Below are 22,353 nucleotides of genomic sequence, written 5' to 3' on the forward strand. Positions count from 1 at the left end.
GTCCCTAGTGGAGCGGGGGCACAAGCCGCCGCGAGAACGGCTGATAGTGCTTTCTCCCATTTTTGCCACATAAGCGGGCCTGACCTTGTGATGGATGGATTGCATTATGGCCTACGATGCTGATCGCGCGCTTCAATTGCTCAGGCTTGGGTCCGGGCAGGCTACGGCCGAGTTCCGTGACGGCCAAGAGGACGCTATCCGACATGTAGTGGAAGGACGCGGCCGCCTGCTGGTTGTGCAAAAGACTGGCTGGGGCAAGAGCTTCGTCTACTTCATCGCGGTTAAGCTACTTCGTGAGCAGGGCTTAGGGCCGGCATTGCTCATCTCCCCCCTGCTCTCGCTAATGCGCAACCAAATTGCTGCGGCCCACCGCATGGGTGTCCGTGCCGCGACCATCAACAGTGATAACGCTGACGATTGGGCGGCCGTAGAACAGCGTGTGCGCAACGGCGATGTGGACATCTTACTTATTTCGCCTGAGCGGCTGGCCAATGAGCGCTTTCAAGCCCAAGTGCTCGCCCCCCTCTCGGCCGTGACGTCACTTATCGTGGTTGATGAGGCGCACTGTATCTCTGACTGGGGTCATGACTTCAGACCTCACTACCGACTTCTCGAACGGGTGATTGCAAATTTGCCTCCGAATTTGCGGCTCCTGGCAACCACGGCGACAGCGAATAACAGGGTGATGGAGGACTTAGCGCAAGTCCTCGGCCCCGACATACATGTGTCTCGCGGAGAGTTAGCTCGGACGTCGCTCACGCTGCAAACGCTCCGCCTCCCGACTCAAGCAGCTCGGCTGGCGTGGCTCGCCGACAAACTTGGCGAATTGGAGGGCAGCGGCATCGTATACACCTTGACGGTGCGTGACGCTGTGCTGGTTACCGAATGGCTGAAATCGTGCGGTTATACAGTCGAAGCTTATACCGGCGAGACAGGTGACCGACGCGAAGAGATCGAACAGGGCCTACTCCAAAACCGATATAAAGCCGTAGTGGCGACCACGGCGCTGGGGATGGGCTATGACAAGCCGGACTTGGCTTTCGTAATACATTACCAGACGCCGGGATCCGTAGTCGCTTATTACCAGCAGGTCGGCCGCGCGGGCCGTGCGCTTGATGATGCCTACGGGGTGCTGCTGAGCGGTCACGAAGAGAGGGACATCACCGAGTACTTCATCCGCAGCGCCTTCCCGACCCAAGAAGAGGTCTCTCTGGTGCTACAGGCGATGGCAGCCGCGCCAGACGGCCTATCGGTTCCGCAACTGATGGGAGAGGTTAATTTGAGCGGAGGGCGGATTGAAAAAACTATCGCTCTGCTTGGGTTGGAGTCGCCCGCGCCGATCGCGAAGCAGGGCACCAAGTGGCAGCTGACCGCTGCGACGCTAAGCCAAGATTTTTGGGATCGCGCTGAGCGGCTCACCGACCTGCGACGCGAGGAAGCGCAGCAGATGCAAGATTATGTAGACTTGCCGTTTGGTCACCACATGGATTTTCTTATCCAAAGTCTCGATGGCGATGACAGCAATGTCCCGGCCCCGCGGTTGCCACAGCTGTCCGCTGACCTTGACGACGAGTTGGTCAATCGAGCAGTCGCTTTCCTTCGGCGTACCAGTCTGCCAATCGAGCCGCGCAAACGGTGGCCTGTCGGTGGCTTAGCACACTACGCAGTTGGCGGGACGATCCCGGAAGCGTTCCGCGCCAGCCCAGGGAAAGCGTTGTGCGTCTGGGGCGACGCAGGTTGGGGCGGCCTCGTACGCCGTGGCAAATATGAAGATGGCAGCTTTTCGGATGACTTGGTCGCGGCAATGGCTGCTATGATCAAGGAATGGAATCCGCAGCCCGCACCGACTTGGATCACATGCATTCCATCTCTAAGACACCAAGAGCTCGTGCCTGATTTCGCGTCACGCCTAGCCGCCGCCATCGGGCTTCCGTTTCACGTGGTGCTCGAAAAGACCGACGAGAGGCCCGAGCAGAAATCAATGGCGAACAGCACTCAGCAGGCGCGAAACGTCGATGGATCTCTGGGACTGAGCGGTATTGCGATCCCAGCCGGCCCTGTGCTCCTCGTTGATGACATGGTGGACTCTCGTTGGACGCTGACAGTCGCGGCCTGGCTACTGCGGTTGAATGGGGCAGGGGAAGTGTATCCCCTAGCGCTGGCGCAAACAGGACAGGGCGATTGATGCCACCGCTCTCGACCAACACTAAAGCGATCTTGCTCCTGACTGCCCCACTCATTGTCGGGCGCGGAACGCCTGCGGCCGAGCTACTATCCCCCGGCGAGTACAAGACATTTGCCCAGCGTCTCCATGAATTGGGATGCCAGCCTTCCGATCTGCTCGGACCAAACGCCGCAGGGGTAGCTGAGCAAACTCGGACCTTTATCGACCCCAATCGTCTGCAGCAGCTGTTAGGCCGCGGTTTGCAGCTAGGTCAGGCAGTTGACCGTTGGCGGCAGCGCGCAATTTGGGTCGTGAGCCGGGCAGATTCCGAATATCCTAAGCGGTTAAAAGCAAGGCTGCGGAGCCAAGCGCCTGCCTTGCTGTACGGCTGCGGAGAGGTGGCCGACCTCAACCGAGGTGGACTAGCTGTTGTGGGCTCCCGTCACGTCGATGACGAGCTTACTGATTATGCGATAGACGTCGGATCCCTTGCCGCTCAGGCAAATAGACCGATCGTTTCGGGGGGCGCCCGAGGTATTGACCAGGCGGCCATGCGCGGGGCGCTGGAGGCGGGGGGTAGGGTATGCGGTGTGTTGACCGACAGCCTCGAGCGACAAGTTATGACGCGCGAACACCGAGACATGCTCCTAGACGGTCAGCTCATCCTTGTGTCCCCGTATGATCCAAATGCCGGTTTCAACCGAGGTCATGCGATGCAGCGCAACAAGATCGTTTATGCGTTAGCGGACGCTGCGCTCGTGGTCAGTTCAGACGTCGAAAAAGGCGGTACGTGGGCCGGAGCTATCGAGCAACTCAGGAAGCTAAAGCTCGTTCGGGTGTATGTCCGGTCAACGGGGACACCACAGCGTGGTTTGGACGCGCTGCTGGCTAATGGCGCCATCCCTTGGCCAAACCCGACGATACCAAGCGACTTGCGCAATCTGCTCGACATGCCCGAGGAACAGCGAAAAGAAGGGCAGCTGCCGCTGGCCACTCGAGAGACCTTACCTGGATCGTCTGAGCCAGCTCCAATCACGCGGGCCGAGCACAACGCTGCGTCATGCGACGCAACTGTTATCGGTGAATGCGAGCACGAGAATGCACCGCCCGATGCTCCGCCGGCGGAAGACCCTGCGGAACGGCTGTTTGAGGCTGCTCGCTCAATTATCGCCGAGATCGCACGGGAACCGATCAAGAATGTTGACCTTGCGGAGGCACTGCGCGTCCCAGTACCATTGGCCAAAGCGTGGCTGGAGAGACTGGTACGTGACGGCTTTCTTCAAAAGGTCAAAAAGCCCGCCGGATACGTAATCAGCCCCTCGAAACTGCTCTGATATTATTTGAGATCAGGTTCGATTTGACTGCGCATCGGGTCCGCTACTCAGCGAAAATCCGCGCGGAGCACCCGCCTCACGGCCCTTTTCGAGACATACTAAAGCGGAAGAAAGATGAGGGAAGCACCTCGAGTGCTGTCTCGGTCATCTCCAAAGACTTTTTCAAAGATTTGAGCCCAGTGTTCAGCGCCGCCGTCGTCAAAAGCGGTGAATTCTTCCGCTCGGCCGCCGAGAAACGGGTTATCATCCCCAGAATCCATCTCGACAGGATCGGAGGTTAGCCAGCGTCTATGCCGGTGTATGTGAAGGTCGTGGTGGCCCACGCCCGCGTTCGGTACGGGTATCTGCGATGGTCTAAGCCAAGCCGTGTGCGGAGGGATCAACAAGCGTCGGCGATATCGCTCAATGTGATGCATGGTTGTAAATCGCGGAAGTGCATAACGGACAGCCACTCCGGCCAGCTCCAATGCTTGTAACTTTTGGTGCTGATCTCGCGCTTTGGTGCGATTGAGATGAAAAAGGTGTCCGGCGCCTTCCGGGTAAGCCCGCTTAAACTGAATATAAATGAAGCGCCCTTGCAGACCGTAGGCCGCATCAAACCCCCAACGAGCTTCCTCCCGCAATGTCGGGCCCCACGCGAATGCGGGGCGGCGATGACGGGCAAATAGAAAATTTGCGATCTCAATCGAGAGGTTGAGTTCTACGGTTTTCTCACTGATCGTTGCGGTCGCACTCCCAGCGGCCGCGATCGCAGAAGTCGCCATTTTACCTCACAAATTCGTGTGACAGCCTCGTTCCTGTCTTGTGGCGTTTTTTTGGCGAGATCATAGTGGATTACGGCAAAAGTGCTGGTCCCGCGCGGCCGATACGTGCACCTGATATTGAGCATGTGGACTAGCGCAGCTCGGCAACTGATAGTGCTTTCTCGGAATTATGCCAGGAAGCAGGCGATGGGCGGTATGATCAGATGGTCCATCAGGCGCTCAGAAGGGCGAAATTTCCCTCCAATTTTTGGCGTACGGGGGCAGCGCAAGCAAAATGGGGCCAATCCCCTTTCCATTTCAATTTCATGGCGCAGAGGTGATCGTCATGGCGCTCCATCTGGCGATCTGGTGTAGCTTGTTCGATCTCGCATGGTGAAGGCCCAGGCTGCGAAAGTAGACCCATTTGAACCCTGAGCTATCGAAAAGCAGCAGACGAGATGGGGTGAATCCAACGGCCACAGTACAATGGTTGTAAGACCCCCAAATGAGCATCATTACCGGGCAACCAGCGCGGATGTGCGACTTGATGATGGTCATTGTCCGTCGTGAGGTCAGTCCGGTCTCGTGGCGCAATATGAACCTTCGCCGCACCTCGGTTCCAGCGATGTCCGGGACGTGAGCTACCACGTGCGCTGACAATTCGTGACGTACCTTGTCCCGAAACGTAGGCGCAGTGGGAGGTCTGAAGGCAAGTTCCCGCCTCGCACAGGTGCAGGACTGCTAAAGACGAAGTTGCCTGTTCCCCAGTCCCACCTCTCCGAGTCTTTTTTCCAATCCGCACTGTGCCGGGGAATAGCCCCGCCAAGGATCATGCGGCGGGGCGGACGCGGAGACTCAAACAGGACATACCACGTTCCAAAATTAGTCTGAGAGACCTGCGGGAATCGCGGCTCAAATGGCGTGACTCTCGTCGCTGTGTCTACAACCGCTGGTGCGACTGCAGGCGGTAAATCGATATCAACAGATGGGATCGCGCCAACATCAATCGACTCTGTCATGTAGAAGCAACTGACTTCGATCGCGCGATCTTTGAGGCGGTCTGCAAGGAGTGCTTTCGCGCTAGCGTCTCCGCCGACATGAGGCGCAAGCTTCGTCACTGCTGCGCGAGCACCTATCCAGTCATCTGCCATGCAAGTCTCTCCAAACACCGAGCATATGCGCTGTTACGACGGAAGAGCATCCGTAAAATCTAGGAAGAAGGGGGTGCAATTCGTGTCGAGCCAACATCCGTCGGCTTGCCTCGTTCAAACACGCAATGTTCGCCATTGTGCGCAGGAAGCCGCACTTGAAGTGGGCATCGGAATGGGCACGATCAGGCTTCGTCGGAGAAAACGCTGCTTTTCCAATGAAGAGTGGCGGAGACGGAGGGATTCGAACCCTCGGTACCGGATTTACCAGTACGACGGTTTAGCAAACCGTTGGTTTCAGCCACTCACCCACGTCTCCGGATCGCAGCGGCGAGCGGGCCCTATAGCGAGGGGGTTGGGGGGCGGCAAGGGCTGGAAAGCACGGTTAGGCGACTCGTTTCGCCGCAAAACGGATTCGTCTCGCCGCGCATTCATTGCCGCTTCACCGGCCAGCGCCTCTCTTGCCGACTGGAACCCCGCGACGCGGGAGACGGAGGGACATCATGGGGACTTTCTCGCGCACCGCGCGCCGCGCCTGGACGGCAGCGCTGACCGCAGCGGCGCTGGCCGCGTCGCCGGCCGTGGCGCAGATCGAAACGGTCGATCCGAACGGCGGGATCGACGCCGATCTCGCCCAGCCGCAGCAGGCGCCGGGCGAAAACCCGGGTGAGCCCGCGCCTTATGACGGCTCTACGACCTATACCGCGACGCCGCCGGACGGCGTGCCTGCCGAAACGGCGGCGGACTGGGCCGATCCGGTGGTCACCAGCGGCGATCCCTCGGTTGCCGCGAGTCAGGCCGCAGGGCAGCCTGCGGTCGCGGCGGCGCAGGGAGATACGTATAAGAAAGACGATCTGATCGGCGCGGCCGAAGGCGTGTTCGGCAAGGGCGCCGAAGGTGTCGCGCGGATGATCGAGGACCTGCTCGCCAAGCAGGGCGAGCCCAACGCCTACATCGTCGGACGCGAAGCCGGCGGCGCGTTCGTGGTCGGTGCGCGCTACGGTTCGGGCACGCTTTACCATAAGGTGGAAGGCCAGCGGCCGGTGTACTGGACGGGGCCCTCGATCGGGTTCGACGCGGGCGCCAACGCAGGCAACACCTTCGTGCTGGTCTACAACCTCTACGACACCGAGGAACTGTTCGAGCGCTATCCGGCGGGCGAGGGCGCGGCGTACGTGATCGGTGGCCTCAACGCGTCGTACATGCGCAAGGGCAACACGGTGCTCATCCCCATCCGCGTCGGCGCCGGGCTGCGCCTTGGCATCAACGCCGGCTACATGAAGTTTTCCAAGAAGCAGCGCTGGCTGCCGTTTTGACGCGCTAAACATTTTTTAGCGCCGCCTTGCAGGGGGTCGTGGCCGGTTACCGGTTGCGGCCCCTTTCGCTTGCGGTAAACCGGCGCGCCATGCTGGAACGCCTCAACCCCGCCGCCCCCGACGCGCTGCTCGCGCTGATCAAGCTCTATGCGGCCGATCCGCGCGGGGACAAGATCGACCTCGGCGTGGGCGTGTACCGCACCGACGAGGGCGAGACGCCGGTATTCGCCGCCATCAAGGAGGCCGAGCGGCGGCTGGTCACGAGCCAGGCGTCCAAGTCCTACCTCGGACCGGAAGGCGACATGGGGTTTGTCGAGGGCCTGATGCCCTATGTCTTCGGCAAGGACGATCCCTCGATGGGCGGGCGGGTGCAGGGGATCCAGACCCCCGGCGGCACCGGCGCGGTGCGGATCGCGGTCGCGCTGGCCAAGGCTGCTGGCATCACCCGCGTCCATCTGGGCGTGCCGAGCTGGCCCAACCACGCGCAGATTTTGGCCGACCTTCCGCTCGAAATGGCGCCATTCGATCATGCGTGTGCCGATGGCACAGCCAACGCCGATGCCGTTCTGCAAGTGATCCGCGACGCGCGCGCGGGCGATGCGGTGCTGCTTCACGGTTGCTGCCACAATCCGACCGGGATCGATTACACGCCCGACCAGTGGCACGAAATCGCCGCGGCACTGGCCGCGAGCAAGGCGCTGCCGATCATCGATCTTGCGTATCAGGGGCTCGGCTTTGGGATGGAGAAAGACGCGCACGGGCTGCGCGCCGTTCTGGCTGCCGTGCCCGAAGCGCTCGTCGCCTACAGCTGCGACAAGAACTTTGGCCTTTACCGCGACCGCGTGGGCGCGTTCTACGCCGTCGCGCAGGATGGCAGCCAGCTGCCGGCAATCATGTCAAACGCCGCCGCGCTCGCCCGGGCGAACTGGTCGATGCCGCCCGACCATGGCGCTGCGGCGGTGCGGCTGGTGCTGGAGGACGAGGCGCTGACCGCCCAGTGGCTGGACGAACTCGGCACCATGCGCCGCCGCATGCGCCAGGTGCGCGACCGGTTGGCGGCGGCGGGCCGGGTCGGCACGCTCGACCTGACGGCACTTGGCAGCCAGAACGGATTGTTCTCGATGCTGCCGCTGGACAAGGACCGGATCGCGCGGCTGCGGAGCGACCACGCCATCTACATGGCCGGATCGGGGCGGATCAACATCGCGGGCCTGACGCAAGGCAACCTCGACAAGTTCATCGGTGCGCTCGCCGATGTCGCCGGCTGAGCTCGACCGCCAGCCGACCTTGACCGGCGAGCGGCTGCTGCTGCGGCCGCTGCGCGCCGACGATTGGGATGCGCTCTATGCTGTCGCCGCCGATCCGCTGATCTGGGAGCAACATCCGGCGAGCGACCGGTGGCAGGAACCGGTGTTTCGCGCGTATTTCGAAGACGCGCTGGCGCAGGGCGGCGCGCTGGTGGTGATCGACCGGGCAAGCGGCGCGGTGATCGGCTCCTCACGCTTCCAGAACCTCGATCCGGTGGATGGCGGCTCGGTGGAGATCGGCTGGACCTTCCTCGCCCGGTCGCACTGGGGCGGTGCCTGCAACGCCGAACTGAAGCGGCTGATGCTGGCGCATGCGCTGGCCAGCGTGGAACGCGCGGTGTTCCGCGTGGGCGAGGGCAACCGGCGGTCGCGCGGCGCGATGGAGAAGATCGGCGGCCGACTGACCGATCGGATCGACATCACCCAGCTGCCGGCCGGCCCCGCGCGGCATGTGATCTACGAGATTGACCGCGCGGCCTTCGCTGCAGGTCCGCTGGCCTAGCGCAAATGAAAAAGGCGGACCGCATCGCTGCGGCCCGCCCTTCGTGCTCAAAGTCTGTCGGAGGTCGTCCGGTTCAGCGCCGGCGCTGGGCCGCCTGGTTCTCCGGCGCCACCGAGATGCGCACGGTTTCGCCGCTGCGGCCGGGGAAGTCGGTGAACAGCGCCTGCACCAGGTTCGGCACCAGATACGGCAGGCGGTTGGAGGTGGAGACCGCTTCGGCCTTGCCTTCGAACAGACGCTCGCCGGTGGCGCGGCGGTCGATCTTCAAGTCGATGCCGCTGGTGTAGACGGTGTAGACGTCCAGCCCGTTGTCGAAGAACGGATCGTGGAAGCCATAGCTCCACGGACGGGCGAAATAGCCGCGGCCGTAGTAGCCCGGCCGGTAGAAGCCGCGATACCCGAAGCGGCTATAGCCGTACCAGGGACTATAGAACGGATCGACGAAGCCGGTCCGGCGCACGCGCTCACGGCCGCGATCGACACCATAGTCGAAGCGGACCAGCAGGTCGGCGCTCTGCACATCGTTCACCGGCGTATAGCCGAGCGCGGCCATCCGGTCGGCGACCTGATGGGCGTACTGCGAGAATTCGAGGCCGCCAGCCAGCGCCGGGTCGTCGGCCACGACGGTGAAGGTCTGGCCCTGCGGAGCGGGCAGCGCACTTTGGAAACGCTGCACGTTGGCGTTGAACGGGGTCGCACAAGCCGCCAGTGCGCCGAGTGCCAGCGGCACGGCGATCATCTTCAGCTTGCGACCCCAATTGGTCAGAATGGACATGGTGCGAACCCCTTTTTCCTGATGCAAACGCGCAGCTATCCAAGGCCCACCACCTCAGGCGCAAGCTGTCATCAATGCGGCAGGGTGTAAAGTAGGTGCGGTGAACCGAGATTGAACGGGCGGCTTAGCAAAAAGCAGGCCAGTCGTGGTGACGGCTACCGCACCAGGCCGAGTGCAGCGTACGCGGCATCGAGCGTCGGGCGGCCGATCTCACGGGCCTTTGCGCTGCCGCGGGCCAGGATCGCATCCAGTTCCTCCCGGTCGTCCAGCAGTTCGCGGAAGCGGGCGGAGATCGGCGTCAGCGTTTCCACCAGCAGTTCTCCCAGCGCCGGCTTGAACGCGCCGAACCCCTGTCCGCCGAAGCGAGCCAGTACCTGCCCGGTGCTTTCGCCCGAGAGCGCGCTATAGATCGTCACCAGGTTGAGGGCTTCGGTCCGCCCTTCCAATCCTGCCGCCTCCGATGGCAGCGGCTCGGCGTCGGTTTTCGCTTTCCTGACCTTCTGCATGACCAGATCGGCATCATCGACCAGGTTGATCCGGCTCATGTCGGATGGATCGGACTTGCTCATCTTGGCGCCGCCGTCGCGCAGGCTCATGATCCGGGCCGCGCCGGGCGGGATGATCGGGTCGGGGGCGGTGAAAGTCTCGCCGAAATCGTTGTTGAATTTTTGTGCGATGTCGCGGGCCAGTTCCAGATGCTGCTTCTGGTCCTCACCCACCGGCACGTGAGTCGCCTGGTAGAGCAGCACGTCGGCGGCCTGAAGCACCGGATAAGCGAACAGCGCGACCGACTGGCCCTCGCGGTTCTTGCCCGCCTTGTCCTTCCACTGCGTCATCCGGTTGAGCCAACCCATGCGGGCGGTACCGTTGAGCAGCCATTGGAGCTCCGCATGCGCGGGCACCTGCGCCTGGTTGAACAGGATCGAGCGGGCGGGGTCGATCCCGCAGGCAACCAGCGCCGCCGCCATCTCCAGCGTCGCGCGCTTCAGTTCGGCCGGATCGTGGGCCATGCTGATCGCGTGCAGGTCAGCCAGGAAGAACAGCGCCTGGCTGCCTTGCGGAAGTTCGTCCTGCATCCGCACCCAGTTGCGGATCGCGCCCAGGTAGTTGCCGAGATGAAGGTTGCCGGTGGGCTGGATGCCGGAGACGACACGCATGGATTATTCCGAAAGATCGACCGGTTGTGCGGGCCGCCGGCGCCGTAGCTGGGCGAGCAGGTCCTTGTCGAGCGCGCCGAGCACGAATGCGGCGGCGAAGAACACCGTGCCGCCGCCGGCAACCAGCACCGCGAGCGACCAGACGCGCTCCACCACGCTGCCGCCGTAGCGATCGCCAAGCAGCGGCATTAGCCACCACAGAAACGCAGCCATGACCGCCGTCGCCAGCAGCTGGCGCGCGATCTTGCCTGCCAGCTTGCCCGTCAATCGGAACCACCCGCGCATCTGCAGCACGGCGTACAGCGTCAGCACGTTGAGCGTGGCGGTCACCGCCGTCGCAGCGGCGAGGCCGACGATGCCGTAACGCGGCACGACATAGAAATTGAGCGCGATGTTCACCGTCAGCGCCCCCGCGGCGACCAGCACCGGGGTGCGGGTATCTTCGCGGCTGAAGAACGCCGGCTGGAACACCTTGACCAGCACATAGGCGGGCAAACCGCAGACCAGCGCCACCACGATATTGGCCATCACCGCGCCGTCGGCCAGGGTCATCTTGCCGCCGACGAAGAACGCGGTGACGAACGCCGGGGCGCAGATCGCCAGCGCGACCGCGGCGGGCAGGGTCAGCAGCGTCCCGATCTCCACCGCATTCCCCTGCAGGCGTTGCGCTTCCGCCTTGTTGTCCTGCTGGATGTGCCGCGCCAGCATCGGCAGGATCGCGGTGCCGAGCGCGATGCCGAAGATGCCCAGCGGCATCTGGTTCAGCCGGTCGGCCAGCTTCAGCAGCGTCAGTGAACCCTGCGGCAGCGAAGTGGCGAAGAACGTGTCGACCAGCTGGCTGATCTGGTAGATGCCCGCGCCAAAGGTGGCCGGCAGGATCAGCATCCCCAGCCGCTTGACTTCCGGCGTGAAGCGCGGGCGCCGGATCGCCAGCCGCACCCCCGCGCGCCTGGCCGACCAGCTCATGTAAGCGAGCTGGACCACGCCCGACAGCGACAGCGAGATCGCCAGCGCCCAGGCAACCACGGAGTCGCTGCCGTCATCGCCGCGCAGGTACCAGCCGACCAGGATACCGCCGATCATCACGATGTTGAGGAACACCGGCGCAAAGGCACCCGGACCGAAGCGGCTGCGCGCATTGAGCACGCCCGACAGCATCGCGACCAGGCTGACCAGCGCCAGGTAGGGAAAGGTCATCCGGCTGAGTTCGACCGACAGCTCGAACTTGCCCGGCACCTCGCCGTATTCGCGGGCGAGCAGCCAGACGATCCCCGGCATCACGATCATGCAGACGGCGGAGAACGCCAGCAGCACCCAGACGAACACGCTCAGCACGTCACCAGCGAACCGGTCCGCGCCTTCTTCCCCGCCGTCCCCGTGCAGCGTGCGCGAATACATCGGCACGAACGCCACGCTGAACGCGCCTTCCGCGAACAGCCGCCGGAAGGTGTTGGGCAGGGTGAAGGCCAGCTGCCACGCATCCGCCGCCAGCCCGGCGCCCAGCACGCGAGCGAGCAGCATGTCGCGCACGAAGCCGAACACGCGGCTGATCGCGGTCAGGCCGCCGATCGTGCCGACGCTGCGGACGAGGCTGGTCATGCGGGTCCGGTCAACTGAGGTTCAGCCGCCGGGGCGGGCGATTCGGGTCAGGCCTGGCCGACGGGCGGCTGAATGCCCCCTGCGGCCGCTTCTTCCTCAGCCCGGCGCTGGAGTTGCTGCATGTAAAGGCCGTTGAAATCGACCGGATCGACCATCAGCGGCTGGAAGCCCAGGTCGCGGGTCGCGTCGGCGATCACCCGGCGGGCGAACGGGAACAGGATGCGCGGCGCCTCGGCATAGAGAAACGCGTGGGCGTGGTCCTCGGGCAGGTTGCGCAGCCCGATGAGGCCGCAATAGGCGAGTTCGATCAGGTACAGATCGCCTTCGTCGGTCTTGGCGGTAACCTTGATCTTCAGTTCGACCTCGTGAACTTCATCGTTCACCCGTTCGGCACCGATATTGAACTGCAGGTCGATGGCGGGCGCGCCCTGCCACTGGAAACACGCTGGCGCGTTGGGGTTTTCGACCGACAAATCCTTGACGTACTGCGAGATGACGCCCGCCACCGGCTGGGTGTCCGCGCCGTTGCCGGCGGCATCGTTGTCGAGGTTGAGATCGGTCAGCACGTCGCCTTCGTCGGCCATGATATGCGGGTATCCTGCAGCGGTGAGCGCGGGACCTGCCCCGGCTCGATCTCTGGCGCGCCTAGCACCGGCGGCAGAGCATCGCAACGGCGCACCCGATTGGCGACTTCATGCGTTGTTCGTTTGCCATCGCGTCCTATCTAGGGCACGTTCAGATCCCACGCGGCAGACGGGTGTTGGCGTCCTGCCCGAGCAAGCGAAAGACGAGTTCGTCCGTGATAATCCAGATCGTCATCCTAGCGATGATTGCCGCGTTCCTTGGTTTGCGCCTCTATTCGGTGCTGGGGCGACGCGCTGAGCACGAGGAAGAGCCCGTGCCCACCCGCTTCGATGCCGTCGATACGCAGGCGCGCCCCACCGCGCCGCAGCTGCGTTCGGCCCAGCCGTTCCGTCCGGCCGCGATCGAAGGCGCGCTGCCGGCGGTCGAGGCCGGGGTGCGCGACATCGCTGCGGCCGACCGGACATTCGACCTTGGCACGTTTCTCGACGGGGCGAAGGGTGCATACGGCATGGTGCTGGAAGCATTCTGGCAGGGTGACCGCGACACGCTGAAGCAGCTGTGCGACGACGACGTCTATGACGGTTTCGACGCGGCGATCACCGCCCGGGAGGCTGCCGGTGAGACGCTGGACAACCGGCTGGTCCGAATCGAAGATGCCAAGATCGATATGGCTGAACTGGTCGGCAAGACCGCGCGGGTAACCGTCCGCTTCGTCGCTGACATCGCCGCCGTGACCCGCGACAAGGACGGGCAAGTGGTTGCCGGTTCGCTCGACGACGCGATCGAGACGCGCGACCTGTGGACGTTCAAGCGCGACGTCAGGGAAGCCGATCCGCACTGGTTGGTCGACGAGACCGACGAGGGCTGAGAGCTTTTAACGAAGGAGCGGGCATGCGCGGAAAGCTGGCGGCAGTCGCCGCGCTGCTGACGATTGCGGTGGCCGGCTGCCGCATGGTGCCGCCTCCGGTCGACACTCCGCCTTTGCCAGCGCCCAGCAGCGCGATCAGCGCGGGGCTGCGCGCCGGTCCGTCCATCGCATCGCTGGGTATGCGGTCGGCCGACGCAGCGGGCGCGCTCGCCAGCTTCCGCGAAAGCTGCCCCAAGCTGCTGGCGCGCACCGATGCCAGCGGCCTCACCACCGGATCGCAGTGGGAACCGGCTTGCACCGCCGTCAGCGGCTGGGGGCAGGGGGACGCCGGCGCATTCTTCGAACGGTATTTCGAAACCGCGCAGGTGGGCGCGGGCGAGGCGTTCGCCACCGGCTATTACGAACCTGACATCGCCGGCAGCCGCGTGCGCCTGCCGGGCTATGACGTGCCCGTCTACGCCATGCCGCCCGAACTGGTGCGCGGCTGGCCGGACGACATTGCGCCGAGCGAACGGACCGGCCGCGCGCCGCTGGGACGGATGGACGCCTCGGGCAAGTTCGTGCCCTATTACGAGCGCGCGGAGATCGTCGCGGGCGCGCTCGCCAATCGCGGGCTGGAGATCGCCTGGGCGCGTGATCCGATCGAATTCTTCTTCCTGCAGATCCAGGGGTCGGGCCGGCTGGTGGCGCCCGACGGATCGGTCATGCGCATCGGTTATGCCGGGCAGAACGGCCGAGAGTATGTCGGCCTCGGCGCGGTGATGCGCGAGCGGGGGCTGATCGGCCCCGGCACGCCGTACGCGACCTCGATGCAGGGCATCATGAGTTATTTGCGCGCACACCCCGCCGAAGGGGCGGCGCTGATGAACGAGAACAAGAGCTGGATCTTCTTCCAGGAACTGAAGGGCGATGGCCCGCTGGGCGCGCTCGGGGTGCCGGTGCGGCGTGAAAGCTCGGTCGCCGCCGATCCCGCCTATGTGCCGCTCGGCGCGCCGGTCTGGCTACAGATGGATCGGCCCGAGGCGAACGGCCTGTGGATCGCGCAGGACACCGGCGGCGCGATCAAGGGCGCCAACCGGTTCGACACGTTCTGGGGCGCAGGCGGCGACGCGCGCACAATCGCCGGCGGGATGAGCGCGCGCGGCAGGGCGCTGATCCTGCTGCCCAAGGGGACGGTCGCCCGGCTTACGTCGCGGTGAAACCCCCGCGCGGCCTCACGGCGGAGGAGGCCGCTGCGTGGGCGCAGGTCGCCTCGACCGTGAAGCCCCTCGCTCCCCGCAAGCCGGTTAGCGGGGATGCCGCAACGGCGGTGGCCGCCGCAGCGCCGGCGGCCTCGCCTCCCGCTGCCAGACCGGCGTCACGCCCGCCCGCGCCCGTCCCGCCGCCTGCGCCGCCGGCGCCATCGGGCCATCTGGACGCGACCTGGGATCGCAAGCTGGCCCGCGGCACACTCAGTCCCGACTACACGCTCGATCTTCATGGGCACACGCTCGATTCCGCGCATGGACGCTTGATCGACGGGGTGGCACAGGCCCGCGCCATGGGCGCCCGGGTGGTGCTGCTGATCACCGGCAAGCCGCGCCCGGTCGAAGCAGCGGACCGGGGCGTTCGTCGCGGCGCCATTCGCGCCAAGGTGCTCGATTGGCTTGCCGCCAGTTCGCACGCGCCCGCGATCGCATCGATCCGCGGCGCGCATATCCGTCACGGGGGCGAGGGCGCGCTGTACCTGGTGCTCAAGAAAGGGCGATGAGCTCCCGGCGCGGGTCGGTCGCCTGATACGAAAAAAGCCCCCGGCATCGCTGCCGGGGGCTCACTAGTACGTTTAGCCGCCGATCAGCGGTGGTATTTCGCGCACCGGATGTCGAACCGGTCGGCGTCCATCACCTTGGTCCAGGCCTTTACGAAATCGCGCACGAACTTCTCCTCGTGCCCGTTTTCCGCGTAGACTTCGCCAACCGCGCGCAGTTCGGAGTTCGAGCCGAAGATCAGGTCGGCGCGGGTGGCATGCCACTTCTCGCCGCCTTCCTTGCGATCGGTGGCGACGTATTCCTCGCCGTTCGATCCTTCGTGTTCGCTCCACACATTGGTCATGTCGTAGAGGTTGACGAAGAAATCGTTGGTGAGCTTGCCCGAACGCTTGGTGAAGTGGCCGTGGCCGCGTTCGCCGTGGTTCGCGCCGAGCACGCGCAGGCCGCCGATCAGCACCACCATTTCGGGCACCGACAGGCCGAGCAGCGATGCGCGGTCGAGCATCATCTCCTCGGTCTTCACGCTCAGCTTCTTCTTGCCGACGTAGTTGCGGAAGGCGTCGGCCTCAGGCTCCATCACCGCGAAGCTGTCGCCATCGGTTTGCTCTTCCGTGGCGTCGCCGCGGCCGCCGGTGAACGGCACCGGCACGCTGACGCCGGTCCCCTCCATCGCCATTTCGAGCGCCACCACGCCGCCAAGCACGATCGCGTCTGCCAGCGACATCGAGCCGCGCAACCCGTCGAGCGTGCCCAGCACCTTGGTGAGCATCTCGGGTTCGTTGACATCCCAGTCCTTTTGCGGGGCGAAGCGGATGCGCGCCCCGTTGGCACCGCCACGGTGATCGGACTTGCGATAGGTGGAGGCGGAGGCCCAGGCGGTCTTGATCAGCTGGCTGACGGTCAACCCGCTGTCGCGGATTTTCGCCTTCACCGCCTGAACGTCGGCATCGGACGGAACGGTGCCGGCGGGGACGGGGTCCTGCCAGATCAGGTCCTCGGACGGTACTTCGGGCCCGAGGTAACGAATCTTGGGTCCCATGTCGCGGTGAGTCAGTTTGAACCACGCGCGCGCCCAGGCGTCCTTGAAGGCCGCGTGATCGGCCCTGAACTTCTCGCTAATGGCGCGCAGCTCCGGGTCTTCGCGGAGCGCCATGTCGGCAGTGGTCATCATGGTGGGAACCTTGATGTTCGGGTCCCACGCGGCCGGCGCCATGTCCTCTTCACGCTGGTTCATGGGCTGCCATTGCTGCGCGCCCGCGGGCGAGCGCACCAGTTCGTATTCGTAATCCAGCAGGAGGCGGAAGTAATTCTCGCTCCATTCGGTGGGGGTGTTGACCCACGATCCCTCGATGCCGCTGGTCACGGTGTGCTCACCGATGCCGCCGTGCTCCTCGCCCGAAACCCAGCCGAACCCTTGCGCGACAAGGTCGCCGCCCGCGGGGGCGTGGCCCAGCGTCGAGGGATCGCCGTTGCCGTGCGCCTTGCCGAAGGTGTGCCCGCCGGCGGTCAGCGCCACGGTCTCCTCGTGGTTCATCGCCATCCGGCCGAAGGTTTCCTTGATGTCGCGCGCGGACTGCAGCGGATCGGGATTGCCGCCCGGTCCTTCGGGATTGACGTAGATCAGGCCCATCTGGATCGCGGCGAGCGGGCCTTCCAGCTCGTGCATCCCGTGTTCGGGACTGATGCGGGTCTGGACGCCTTCATTGACCCACTTGTCTTCGCTGCCCCAGTAGATGTCGCGTTCGGGCTCGAACACGTCAGCCCGCCCGCCGCCGAAGCCGAAGGTCGGCCCGCCCATGCTCTCGATGGCGACATTGCCGGCCAGGATGAACAGGTCGGCCCAGCTGATGTGCTTGCCGTACTTCTGCTTGATCGGCCAAAGCAGGCGGCGCGCCTTGTCGAGGTTGCCGTTGTCGGGCCAGGAATCGAGCGGAGCGAAGCGCTGCTGTCCGCTGTTCGCGCCGCCGCGCCCGTCAGCGGTGCGGTACGTGCCCGCCGCATGCCACGCCATGCGGATGAAGAACGGGCCGTAATGCCCGTAATCCGCCGGCCACCACGGCTGACTGTCGGTCATCAGCGCGGTAAGGTCCGCCTTCAGCGCGTCATAGTCGAGCGCGTTGAACGCCTCGGCATAATCGAAGTCCTCGCCCATCGGGTTCGATGGCCCGTTGGGATTGAGGATCTCGGTCGCCAGCATTTCCGGCCACCAATCCTTGTTGGTGCGCCCGAGCAGGGCGCGCACCCCGCCATCGCCCTGTCCCATCGGGCAGCCGCCCTCGATCGATCCGGTCTTGGCGTCCATGTTGGTCTCTCCTCTCGTGGTGCTTCGCGCACGTTAGAAGAAGAGGATGCCGTGGACGGGATCAACCGTCCAATCGATTAATTGGGACTTATTGAGTGATACACCCGATAAACCGACGGCCTAGGCCGCCTGGGCGAGCGGCTCGTTCCGGATCAGGTAATCGAACGCTGACAGCGCGGCCTTGGAGCCTTCGCCCATCGCCACCACGATCTGCTTGTACGGCACGGTGGTCGCGTCGCCAGCGGCGAAAATCCCAGGGAGGGAGGTGCGGCCTTCCTCGTCGGTGACGATCTCCCCGTGCTGCGAAAGCTTCAGGCCGCTGTCCTTCAGCCACTCGGTGTTGGGGACCAGACCGATCTGCACGAACACGCCTTCGAGCGCGATCTGCTGTTCTTCGCCGGTGGAACGGTTCTTCCACTTCAGACCCGACACCCGGGTGCCATCGCCCAGCACCTCGGTGGTCTGCGCGCTGGTCAGGATATCGACGTTGCCCATGCTCTGCAGCTTGGCCTGCAAGACCGCGTCGGCGCGCAGCTGGCTGTCGAATTCGATCAGCGTGACGTGCCCGACGATCTTGGCGAGGTCGATCGCCGCCTCCACGCCCGAATTGCCGCCACCGATCACCGCGATCCGCTTGCCCTTGAACAGCGGGCCATCGCAGTGCGGGCAATAGGCGACACCCTTGTTGCGGTACTCCGCCTCGCCCGGGACGCCGAGATTGCGCCAGCGGGCGCCGGTGGCCAGGATCAGGCTGCGCGCCTGCAGCCGGCCGCCGCCTGCGAAGTGCACGGTGTGCAAGCCGCCGCTGTCCGCCGCCGGCTCAAGCCGCTCGGCCTCCGACAGGTTGATCAGCTCCACCGCATTCGCATCGACCTGCGCCTTGAGCTCACCGGCGAGCCTGGGCCCTTCGGTGTAAGCCGTGCCGGGCAGGTTCTCGATCCCGAGCGTGTCATTGAGCTGGCCGCCGAACCGCTCCGCGGCGATGCCGGTGGAGAAGCCCTTGCGCGCCGTATAGATCGCGGATGCGACCCCGGCGGGGCCGCCGCCGATCACGAGCACCTCGAACGGGGGCCTGGCGGACAGCTTTTCCGCCGCCGCAGCGGCCGCGCCGGTATCGAGCCGGGCAACGATCTCGGCCAGTTCCAGCTTGCCGTTCCAGAACGGCTCGCCGTTCAGGAAGGTCGCCGGGACGGCGAGCACGCCCCGCTCCTCGACCTCGGCCTGATACGCGCCGCCTTCGATCAGCGTGGCGGTCACGCGCGGGTTCTCGAACGCCATCAGCGTCAGCGCCTGCACCACGTCGGGGCAGTTGTGGCACGACAGCGAGAAATACATCTCGAAGGCGAAATCGCCCTCCAGGTTGCGCACCTGTTCCAGCAGCTCTGGCGCGACCTTGGGCGGATGCCCGCCTGCCCACAGCAGCGCGAGCACCAGCGAGGTGAATTCGTGCCCCATCGGCAGCCCGGCAAAGCGGACCCACTTCGCCGGATCGCTCGCCCGGCGAATAAGGAAGCTGGGCCGGCGCGCGTCGTCACCGTCGAAACTGGCGCTGACATCGTCGTGCAGCGCGGCGATCTCGGTCAGCAGTTCGCGGGTCTGGGCGGACTTGGGCCCGTCATCCAGCGAGGCGACGAGCTCGATCGGCTCGCGCAGGTTGGCGAGGTAAGTCTTGAGCTGGGTCTGCATCGCGGTGTCGAGCATGAATGGTCCTGTATCTGGAAGAGGGCAAAAGGCCCGGGGCGTGCTTCGAGGGTTGCCCCGGGCCTTCCAGCGGCCCGAGCTTGGACTCGGGCTCTTGAACCGCAGGCAGCGCTCCGAAAGGGGGAGGAAGCGCGCCCGCGGGAAGGGGTGTCGTTACAGCTTGCCGACAAGGTCTAGGCTGGGGGCGAGGGTCGCTTCACCCTCTTCCCACGCGGCCGGGCACACCTGGCCGGGGTTGTTGCGGACATACTGGGCGGCGCGGATCTTGCGGACCAGCTCGTTGGCGTTGCGGCCGACGCCTTCGCTGGTGATCTCGACCAGCTGGATCACACCATCGGGGTCGACCACGAACGTCGCGCGGTCAGCCAAACCCTGGCCTTCACGCAGCACGCCGAAGTTGTTCGACAGGACGTGGTTCTGGTCGCCCAGGAACGGGAAGGTCAGCTTGCCGATCTTGTCGCTGCTGTCGTGCCAGGCCTTGTGGCTGAAGTGCGTGTCGGTGCTGACGGCGAACACTTCGACGCCGAGCTTCTGGAGCATCGCGTAATGCTCGCCCAGGTCTTCCAGCTCGGTCGGGCAGACGAACGTGAAGTCCGCGGGATAGAAGAAGAACACCGCCCACTTGCCGGCGACGTCGCCGTCGGTGACCTGGTAAAATTCCTGGCCCGCCTTGAACGCGGTTGCGGTAAACGGCTGAAGTTGGCTGCCGACGATACCCATTACGTGTTGTCTCCTGCTTGGATGTGCTTGAAATTCCACGACGGGAGATAAGGTGTGTTGCAGTGCAACCAAGGCGATTGTTGCGATTGCGAAGATCGGGAAACTCGATCACCCGATACGGACTGCCGTCAAACGATGAGCCCCGCGGGTAACCTGTAAATACGTCGCATTTCGCAACCTGATGTTAATCAAACCGGACCACGAAAGAAAAAAAGGGGTCGCATCCCGGCAGCCACAGTGAGCCATGATGCCCAACACGACCTCCCTTGCCGATCGCCGCCGTGCGCTCCGCTATGACACCACCATCAAGGCCGTGATCCGGACGAGCCAGGGCGCCCGCCACGCGGTCGTCCTCTACGATCTGTCCGAAGGGGGATGCGCGCTGACCGCCAGCGGCCACCCGCTGGCGCCGGGCGTTTCGTACGGACTCAAGATCAACGGCCTGGAAACGCTGGGCTCGGTGGCCGCCTGGGCCAACGGGCAGAGCGCGGGGCTGGAGTTTCAACACGCGTTGCATCCGGCGGTCGCCGACCATCTGGTGCGTTTGCATCCCCCGGTCGAAGAGGAACCGGACCATGCCTGATCCGCGCGCGGACGAGTCTTCCGTGCCTGATACCTTGGAGGGGCGCTGAACCTATGGAGCGCCGAGCCAGTCCGCGCCGCACGGTCAACCTGTCGGTGGTCTGCCGCGTGCCCGCCTCGCCGCATTCCGCCCGGATCCTCGACGTGTCGCAGTCCGGTTGCCGCCTCGCCCTGTCGCAAGGGCATGTGCTGCTCGGATCGACGGTGCACGTCACGTTGACCAACGCGCTGCAGATCAGCGGCACGGTGACCTGGTCGCACGGCGCCGAAGTTGGCGTTCGGTTCCACCGCCGGCTGTCGGACCGGCAAGCGATCGACCTGGGTATCATGGACGGTCCGCCGACCCCTGAAGAGAAGACTGACACCGTGTACAGCGCCCCCGGCGGAGGGTTGCACCACTGGGTGCGCCGGGTCATGGGCTGGAAATCGACCCATGCGGGACCGCCTGGCGACCAGCCCCCGGCCGCAAAATAACCCCCACGACCGGCGCAAGGCCGCCGATCAGCCGCACTGGGCGCGGTGCAGCAACTTGTGGTCAGCCAGAACGAGTGCCATCATCGCCGCCACCACCGGGGTGCCGCGGATACCCACGCATGGATCGTGCCGGCCGCGGGTCGCGATTTCGGCTGCGTTTCCGTCCCGGTCGATCGTCTCTACCGGGGTCAGGATCGAGCTGGTCGGCTTGAATGCGACCCGCACGACCACCGGCTGGCCGGTGGAGATGCCGCCGGCGATGCCGCCCGCGTGGTTGGCCGCGAACTGGGGGCCGTTCTCGCTCGGCCGCATCGGGTCCGCATTTTGCTCGCCCGTCAGTCGCGCAGCGGCGAACCCGTCGCCGATCTCGACTGCCTTGACCGCGTTGATGCCCATCATCGCGGCGGCCAGATCGGCGTCCAGCTTGGCATAGATCGGAGCGCCCCAGCCGGCGGGGAGACCGTACGCGACACATTCGACCACTGCGCCCAGCGACGATCCGGCGAGGCGGGCCCGGTCGACTAGCCCGGCCCACCGCTCGGCTGCGGCGGCGTCGGGCGACCAGAACGGGTTGGCGCCGATCTGCGCCGCGTCGAAGGCGCCGCGATCGATCGGGTCGCCGCCGATCTCGACCACATAGGCTTCGATCCGCACTTCGGGGATGACCAGCCGCGCGATCGCGCCCGCCGCGACCCGCGCGGCGGTCTCGCGCGCCGAGGAGCGCCCGCCGCCGCGATAGTCGCGCAAGCCGTACTTGGCGTCATAGGCGTAGTCGGCGTGGCCCGGACGATAGGCATTGGCGACGTCCGAATAATCCTTCGACCGCTGGTCGACGTTCTCGATCATCAGGCTGATCGGAGTGCCGGTGGTCCGGCCCTCGAAGGTGCCCGACAGGATGCGCACCGCGTCCGGCTCCTGCCGCTGCGTGGTGAACTTGTTTTGCCCCGGCCGGCGCGCATCGAGGAACGGCTGGATGTCGTCCTCGCTCAGCGACAGGCCGGGCGGACAGCCATCGAGGAGCGCGCCCAGCGCCGGCCCGTGGCTCTCCCCCCAGGTCGTCATCCGCAGCACGCGCCCGAAAGTGTTCCAGCTCATGACCGCTGCATAACCCACCTGCCGCCGGTGTCGAGCGCGGGCGGGACGCGCTTTGCTAGGGCCTGCCCACATTTTCCTACATCCGCGCGATCTGCCAGAACGTGGCCATGGCCTTACGCAATGCCGCACCTGTCCGGCAGTTCATGGCTTCGCCCGATCCGGATTTTCTTCGCCTGAACAGTGTGACACGTGTGACAGATCGCCGACGGGCGCGGTGGACGATACGCGCGCGG

General features: G+C 64.9%; 20 protein-coding genes and 1 tRNA gene. 10 read left to right on the plus strand and 11 right to left on the minus strand.

What is annotated here, in order from left to right; all coding sequences use genetic code 11:
• Positions 1-106 precede the first annotated feature (106 nt).
• Both C0V74_RS10735 and C0V74_RS10740 read left to right on the plus strand, forming a co-directional pair.
• On the plus strand, positions 107-2,185 hold the full coding sequence (locus C0V74_RS10735; protein ID WP_143251752.1) for a RecQ family ATP-dependent DNA helicase: 2,079 nt from the start codon (positions 107-109) through the stop codon (positions 2,183-2,185).
• Positions 2,185-3,498, plus strand: coding sequence for a DNA-processing protein DprA (locus tag C0V74_RS10740; protein WP_246844842.1), 1,314 nt, complete (start codon positions 2,185-2,187; stop codon positions 3,496-3,498). Before C0V74_RS10735 ends, C0V74_RS10740 begins: the two co-directional genes overlap by 1 nt.
• A 98-nt stretch (positions 3,499-3,596) precedes the next feature.
• Here the strand turns inward: C0V74_RS10740 and C0V74_RS10745 are convergent, their stop codons facing one another.
• From C0V74_RS10745 to C0V74_RS10755, 3 genes are all read right to left on the minus strand, one after another.
• Complete coding sequence (locus C0V74_RS10745; protein WP_143251754.1) at positions 3,597-4,262, minus strand: hypothetical protein; 666 nt, start codon at positions 4,260-4,262, stop codon at positions 3,597-3,599.
• 303 nt (positions 4,263-4,565) lie between these two features.
• On the minus strand, positions 4,566-4,799 hold the full coding sequence (locus C0V74_RS10750; protein WP_143251755.1) for a hypothetical protein: 234 nt from the start codon (positions 4,797-4,799) through the stop codon (positions 4,566-4,568).
• Positions 4,800-5,615: 816 nt separating this feature from the next.
• Positions 5,616-5,708 (minus strand) — tRNA-Ser (locus tag C0V74_RS10755).
• 184 nt (positions 5,709-5,892) lie between these two features.
• Here C0V74_RS10755 and C0V74_RS10760 point away from each other — a divergent pair.
• The 3 genes from C0V74_RS10760 (at position 5,893) to C0V74_RS10770 (ending at position 8,514) form a co-directional block, all read left to right on the plus strand.
• Positions 5,893-6,705 carry a DUF1134 domain-containing protein gene (locus C0V74_RS10760; protein WP_143251756.1) on the plus strand — a complete coding sequence of 271 codons (813 nt, stop codon included), beginning with the start codon at positions 5,893-5,895 and terminating at the stop codon, positions 6,703-6,705.
• An 89-nt stretch (positions 6,706-6,794) separates the two neighbouring features.
• Positions 6,795-7,973, plus strand: a complete 1,179-nt coding sequence (locus C0V74_RS10765) for an aromatic amino acid transaminase (protein ID WP_143251757.1) — start codon at positions 6,795-6,797, stop codon at positions 7,971-7,973.
• Complete coding sequence (locus C0V74_RS10770; protein WP_143251758.1) at positions 7,960-8,514, plus strand: GNAT family N-acetyltransferase; 555 nt, start codon at positions 7,960-7,962, stop codon at positions 8,512-8,514. The genes C0V74_RS10765 and C0V74_RS10770 overlap by 14 nt, the downstream gene beginning before the upstream one ends.
• A gap of 73 nt (positions 8,515-8,587) precedes the next feature.
• Here C0V74_RS10770 and C0V74_RS10775 read toward each other — a convergent pair whose 3' ends face one another.
• The 4 genes from C0V74_RS10775 to secB form a co-directional block, all read right to left on the minus strand.
• The gene (locus C0V74_RS10775) at positions 8,588-9,289 is read right to left on the minus strand and encodes a DUF4136 domain-containing protein (protein WP_143251759.1); all 702 of its coding nucleotides are present in this window, start codon (positions 9,287-9,289) and stop codon (positions 8,588-8,590) included.
• 155 nt (positions 9,290-9,444) lie between these two features.
• Positions 9,445-10,446 carry a tryptophan--tRNA ligase gene (gene trpS / locus C0V74_RS10780; RefSeq protein ID WP_143251760.1) on the minus strand — a complete coding sequence of 334 codons (1,002 nt, stop codon included), beginning with the start codon at positions 10,444-10,446 and terminating at the stop codon, positions 9,445-9,447.
• A 3-nt stretch (positions 10,447-10,449) separates the two neighbouring features.
• Positions 10,450-12,045: a murein biosynthesis integral membrane protein MurJ gene (murJ, locus tag C0V74_RS10785; RefSeq protein ID WP_143251761.1), complete on the minus strand. Its 1,596-nt coding sequence runs from the start codon at positions 12,043-12,045 to the stop codon at positions 10,450-10,452.
• Between the two features lie 47 nt (positions 12,046-12,092).
• Positions 12,093-12,629, minus strand: coding sequence for a protein-export chaperone SecB (gene secB, locus C0V74_RS10790; protein WP_143251762.1), 537 nt, complete (start codon positions 12,627-12,629; stop codon positions 12,093-12,095).
• A 215-nt stretch (positions 12,630-12,844) separates the two neighbouring features.
• On the opposite strand from secB, the gene C0V74_RS10795 reads away from it, so the two are divergent.
• Genes C0V74_RS10795 through C0V74_RS10805 form a run of 3 tightly spaced genes read left to right on the plus strand, consistent with a single transcriptional unit; the run spans position 12,845 to position 15,248 of the window.
• The gene (locus C0V74_RS10795) at positions 12,845-13,498 is read left to right on the plus strand and encodes a Tim44/TimA family putative adaptor protein (RefSeq protein WP_143251763.1); all 654 of its coding nucleotides are present in this window, start codon (positions 12,845-12,847) and stop codon (positions 13,496-13,498) included.
• 23 nt (positions 13,499-13,521) lie between these two features.
• Positions 13,522-14,697 carry a murein transglycosylase A gene (locus C0V74_RS10800; protein WP_143251764.1) on the plus strand — a complete coding sequence of 392 codons (1,176 nt, stop codon included), beginning with the start codon at positions 13,522-13,524 and terminating at the stop codon, positions 14,695-14,697.
• Positions 14,694-15,248 carry a Smr/MutS family protein gene (locus tag C0V74_RS10805; protein ID WP_143251765.1) on the plus strand — a complete coding sequence of 185 codons (555 nt, stop codon included), beginning with the start codon at positions 14,694-14,696 and terminating at the stop codon, positions 15,246-15,248. Before C0V74_RS10800 ends, C0V74_RS10805 begins: the two co-directional genes overlap by 4 nt.
• Before the next feature lie 83 nt (positions 15,249-15,331).
• Here the strand turns inward: C0V74_RS10805 and katG are convergent, their stop codons facing one another.
• From katG to ahpC, 3 genes are all read right to left on the minus strand, one after another.
• Positions 15,332-17,548 carry a catalase/peroxidase HPI gene (gene katG / locus C0V74_RS10810; RefSeq protein ID WP_143251766.1) on the minus strand — a complete coding sequence of 739 codons (2,217 nt, stop codon included), beginning with the start codon at positions 17,546-17,548 and terminating at the stop codon, positions 15,332-15,334.
• 120 nt (positions 17,549-17,668) lie between these two features.
• A complete protein-coding gene (gene ahpF, locus C0V74_RS10815; RefSeq protein ID WP_143251767.1) occupies positions 17,669-19,249 on the minus strand; it encodes an alkyl hydroperoxide reductase subunit F in 1,581 nt (526 codons plus the stop codon).
• A gap of 153 nt (positions 19,250-19,402) precedes the next feature.
• Positions 19,403-19,969: an alkyl hydroperoxide reductase subunit C gene (ahpC, locus tag C0V74_RS10820; RefSeq protein WP_131621803.1), complete on the minus strand. Its 567-nt coding sequence runs from the start codon at positions 19,967-19,969 to the stop codon at positions 19,403-19,405.
• Between the two features lie 247 nt (positions 19,970-20,216).
• Here ahpC and C0V74_RS10825 point away from each other — a divergent pair, with 247 nt between their 5' ends.
• Together C0V74_RS10825 and C0V74_RS10830 are read left to right on the plus strand one after the other, a co-directional pair.
• On the plus strand, positions 20,217-20,552 hold the full coding sequence (locus tag C0V74_RS10825) for a PilZ domain-containing protein (RefSeq protein ID WP_168194203.1): 336 nt from the start codon (positions 20,217-20,219) through the stop codon (positions 20,550-20,552).
• A gap of 53 nt (positions 20,553-20,605) precedes the next feature.
• Complete coding sequence (locus tag C0V74_RS10830; RefSeq protein ID WP_143251768.1) at positions 20,606-21,025, plus strand: PilZ domain-containing protein; 420 nt, start codon at positions 20,606-20,608, stop codon at positions 21,023-21,025.
• Positions 21,026-21,052: 27 nt separating this feature from the next.
• On the opposite strand, the gene aroC is transcribed toward C0V74_RS10830, so the two are convergent.
• Positions 21,053-22,120, minus strand: a complete 1,068-nt coding sequence (gene aroC / locus C0V74_RS10835; protein ID WP_143251769.1) for a chorismate synthase — start codon at positions 22,118-22,120, stop codon at positions 21,053-21,055.
• Between the last annotated feature and the right edge of the window lie 233 nt (positions 22,121-22,353).

The organism is Altererythrobacter sp. TH136 (assembly GCF_007065885.1).
GTDB lineage: Bacteria > Pseudomonadota > Alphaproteobacteria > Sphingomonadales > Sphingomonadaceae > Tsuneonella.

Coding starts and splice junctions, on each gene's coding strand:
- C0V74_RS10735 (WP_143251752.1), top strand. CDS start 107: ATGGCCTACGATGCTGATCGCGCGCTTCAATTGCTCAGGCTTGGGTCC.
- C0V74_RS10740 (WP_246844842.1), top strand. CDS start 2,185: ATGCCACCGCTCTCGACCAACACTAAAGCGATCTTGCTCCTGACTGCC.
- C0V74_RS10745 (WP_143251754.1), bottom strand. CDS start 4,262: ATGGCGACTTCTGCGATCGCGGCCGCTGGGAGTGCGACCGCAACGATC.
- C0V74_RS10750 (WP_143251755.1), bottom strand. CDS start 4,799: ATGACCATCATCAAGTCGCACATCCGCGCTGGTTGCCCGGTAATGATG.
- C0V74_RS10760 (WP_143251756.1), top strand. CDS start 5,893: ATGGGGACTTTCTCGCGCACCGCGCGCCGCGCCTGGACGGCAGCGCTG.
- C0V74_RS10765 (WP_143251757.1), top strand. CDS start 6,795: ATGCTGGAACGCCTCAACCCCGCCGCCCCCGACGCGCTGCTCGCGCTG.
- C0V74_RS10770 (WP_143251758.1), top strand. CDS start 7,960: ATGTCGCCGGCTGAGCTCGACCGCCAGCCGACCTTGACCGGCGAGCGG.
- C0V74_RS10775 (WP_143251759.1), bottom strand. CDS start 9,289: ATGTCCATTCTGACCAATTGGGGTCGCAAGCTGAAGATGATCGCCGTG.
- trpS (WP_143251760.1), bottom strand. CDS start 10,446: ATGCGTGTCGTCTCCGGCATCCAGCCCACCGGCAACCTTCATCTCGGC.
- murJ (WP_143251761.1), bottom strand. CDS start 12,045: ATGACCAGCCTCGTCCGCAGCGTCGGCACGATCGGCGGCCTGACCGCG.
- secB (WP_143251762.1), bottom strand. CDS start 12,629: ATGGCCGACGAAGGCGACGTGCTGACCGATCTCAACCTCGACAACGAT.
- C0V74_RS10800 (WP_143251764.1), top strand. CDS start 13,522: ATGCGCGGAAAGCTGGCGGCAGTCGCCGCGCTGCTGACGATTGCGGTG.
- katG (WP_143251766.1), bottom strand. CDS start 17,548: ATGGACGCCAAGACCGGATCGATCGAGGGCGGCTGCCCGATGGGACAG.
- ahpF (WP_143251767.1), bottom strand. CDS start 19,249: ATGCTCGACACCGCGATGCAGACCCAGCTCAAGACTTACCTCGCCAAC.
- ahpC (WP_131621803.1), bottom strand. CDS start 19,969: ATGGGTATCGTCGGCAGCCAACTTCAGCCGTTTACCGCAACCGCGTTC.
- C0V74_RS10825 (WP_168194203.1), top strand. CDS start 20,217: ATGCCCAACACGACCTCCCTTGCCGATCGCCGCCGTGCGCTCCGCTAT.
- C0V74_RS10830 (WP_143251768.1), top strand. CDS start 20,606: ATGGAGCGCCGAGCCAGTCCGCGCCGCACGGTCAACCTGTCGGTGGTC.
- aroC (WP_143251769.1), bottom strand. CDS start 22,120: ATGAGCTGGAACACTTTCGGGCGCGTGCTGCGGATGACGACCTGGGGG.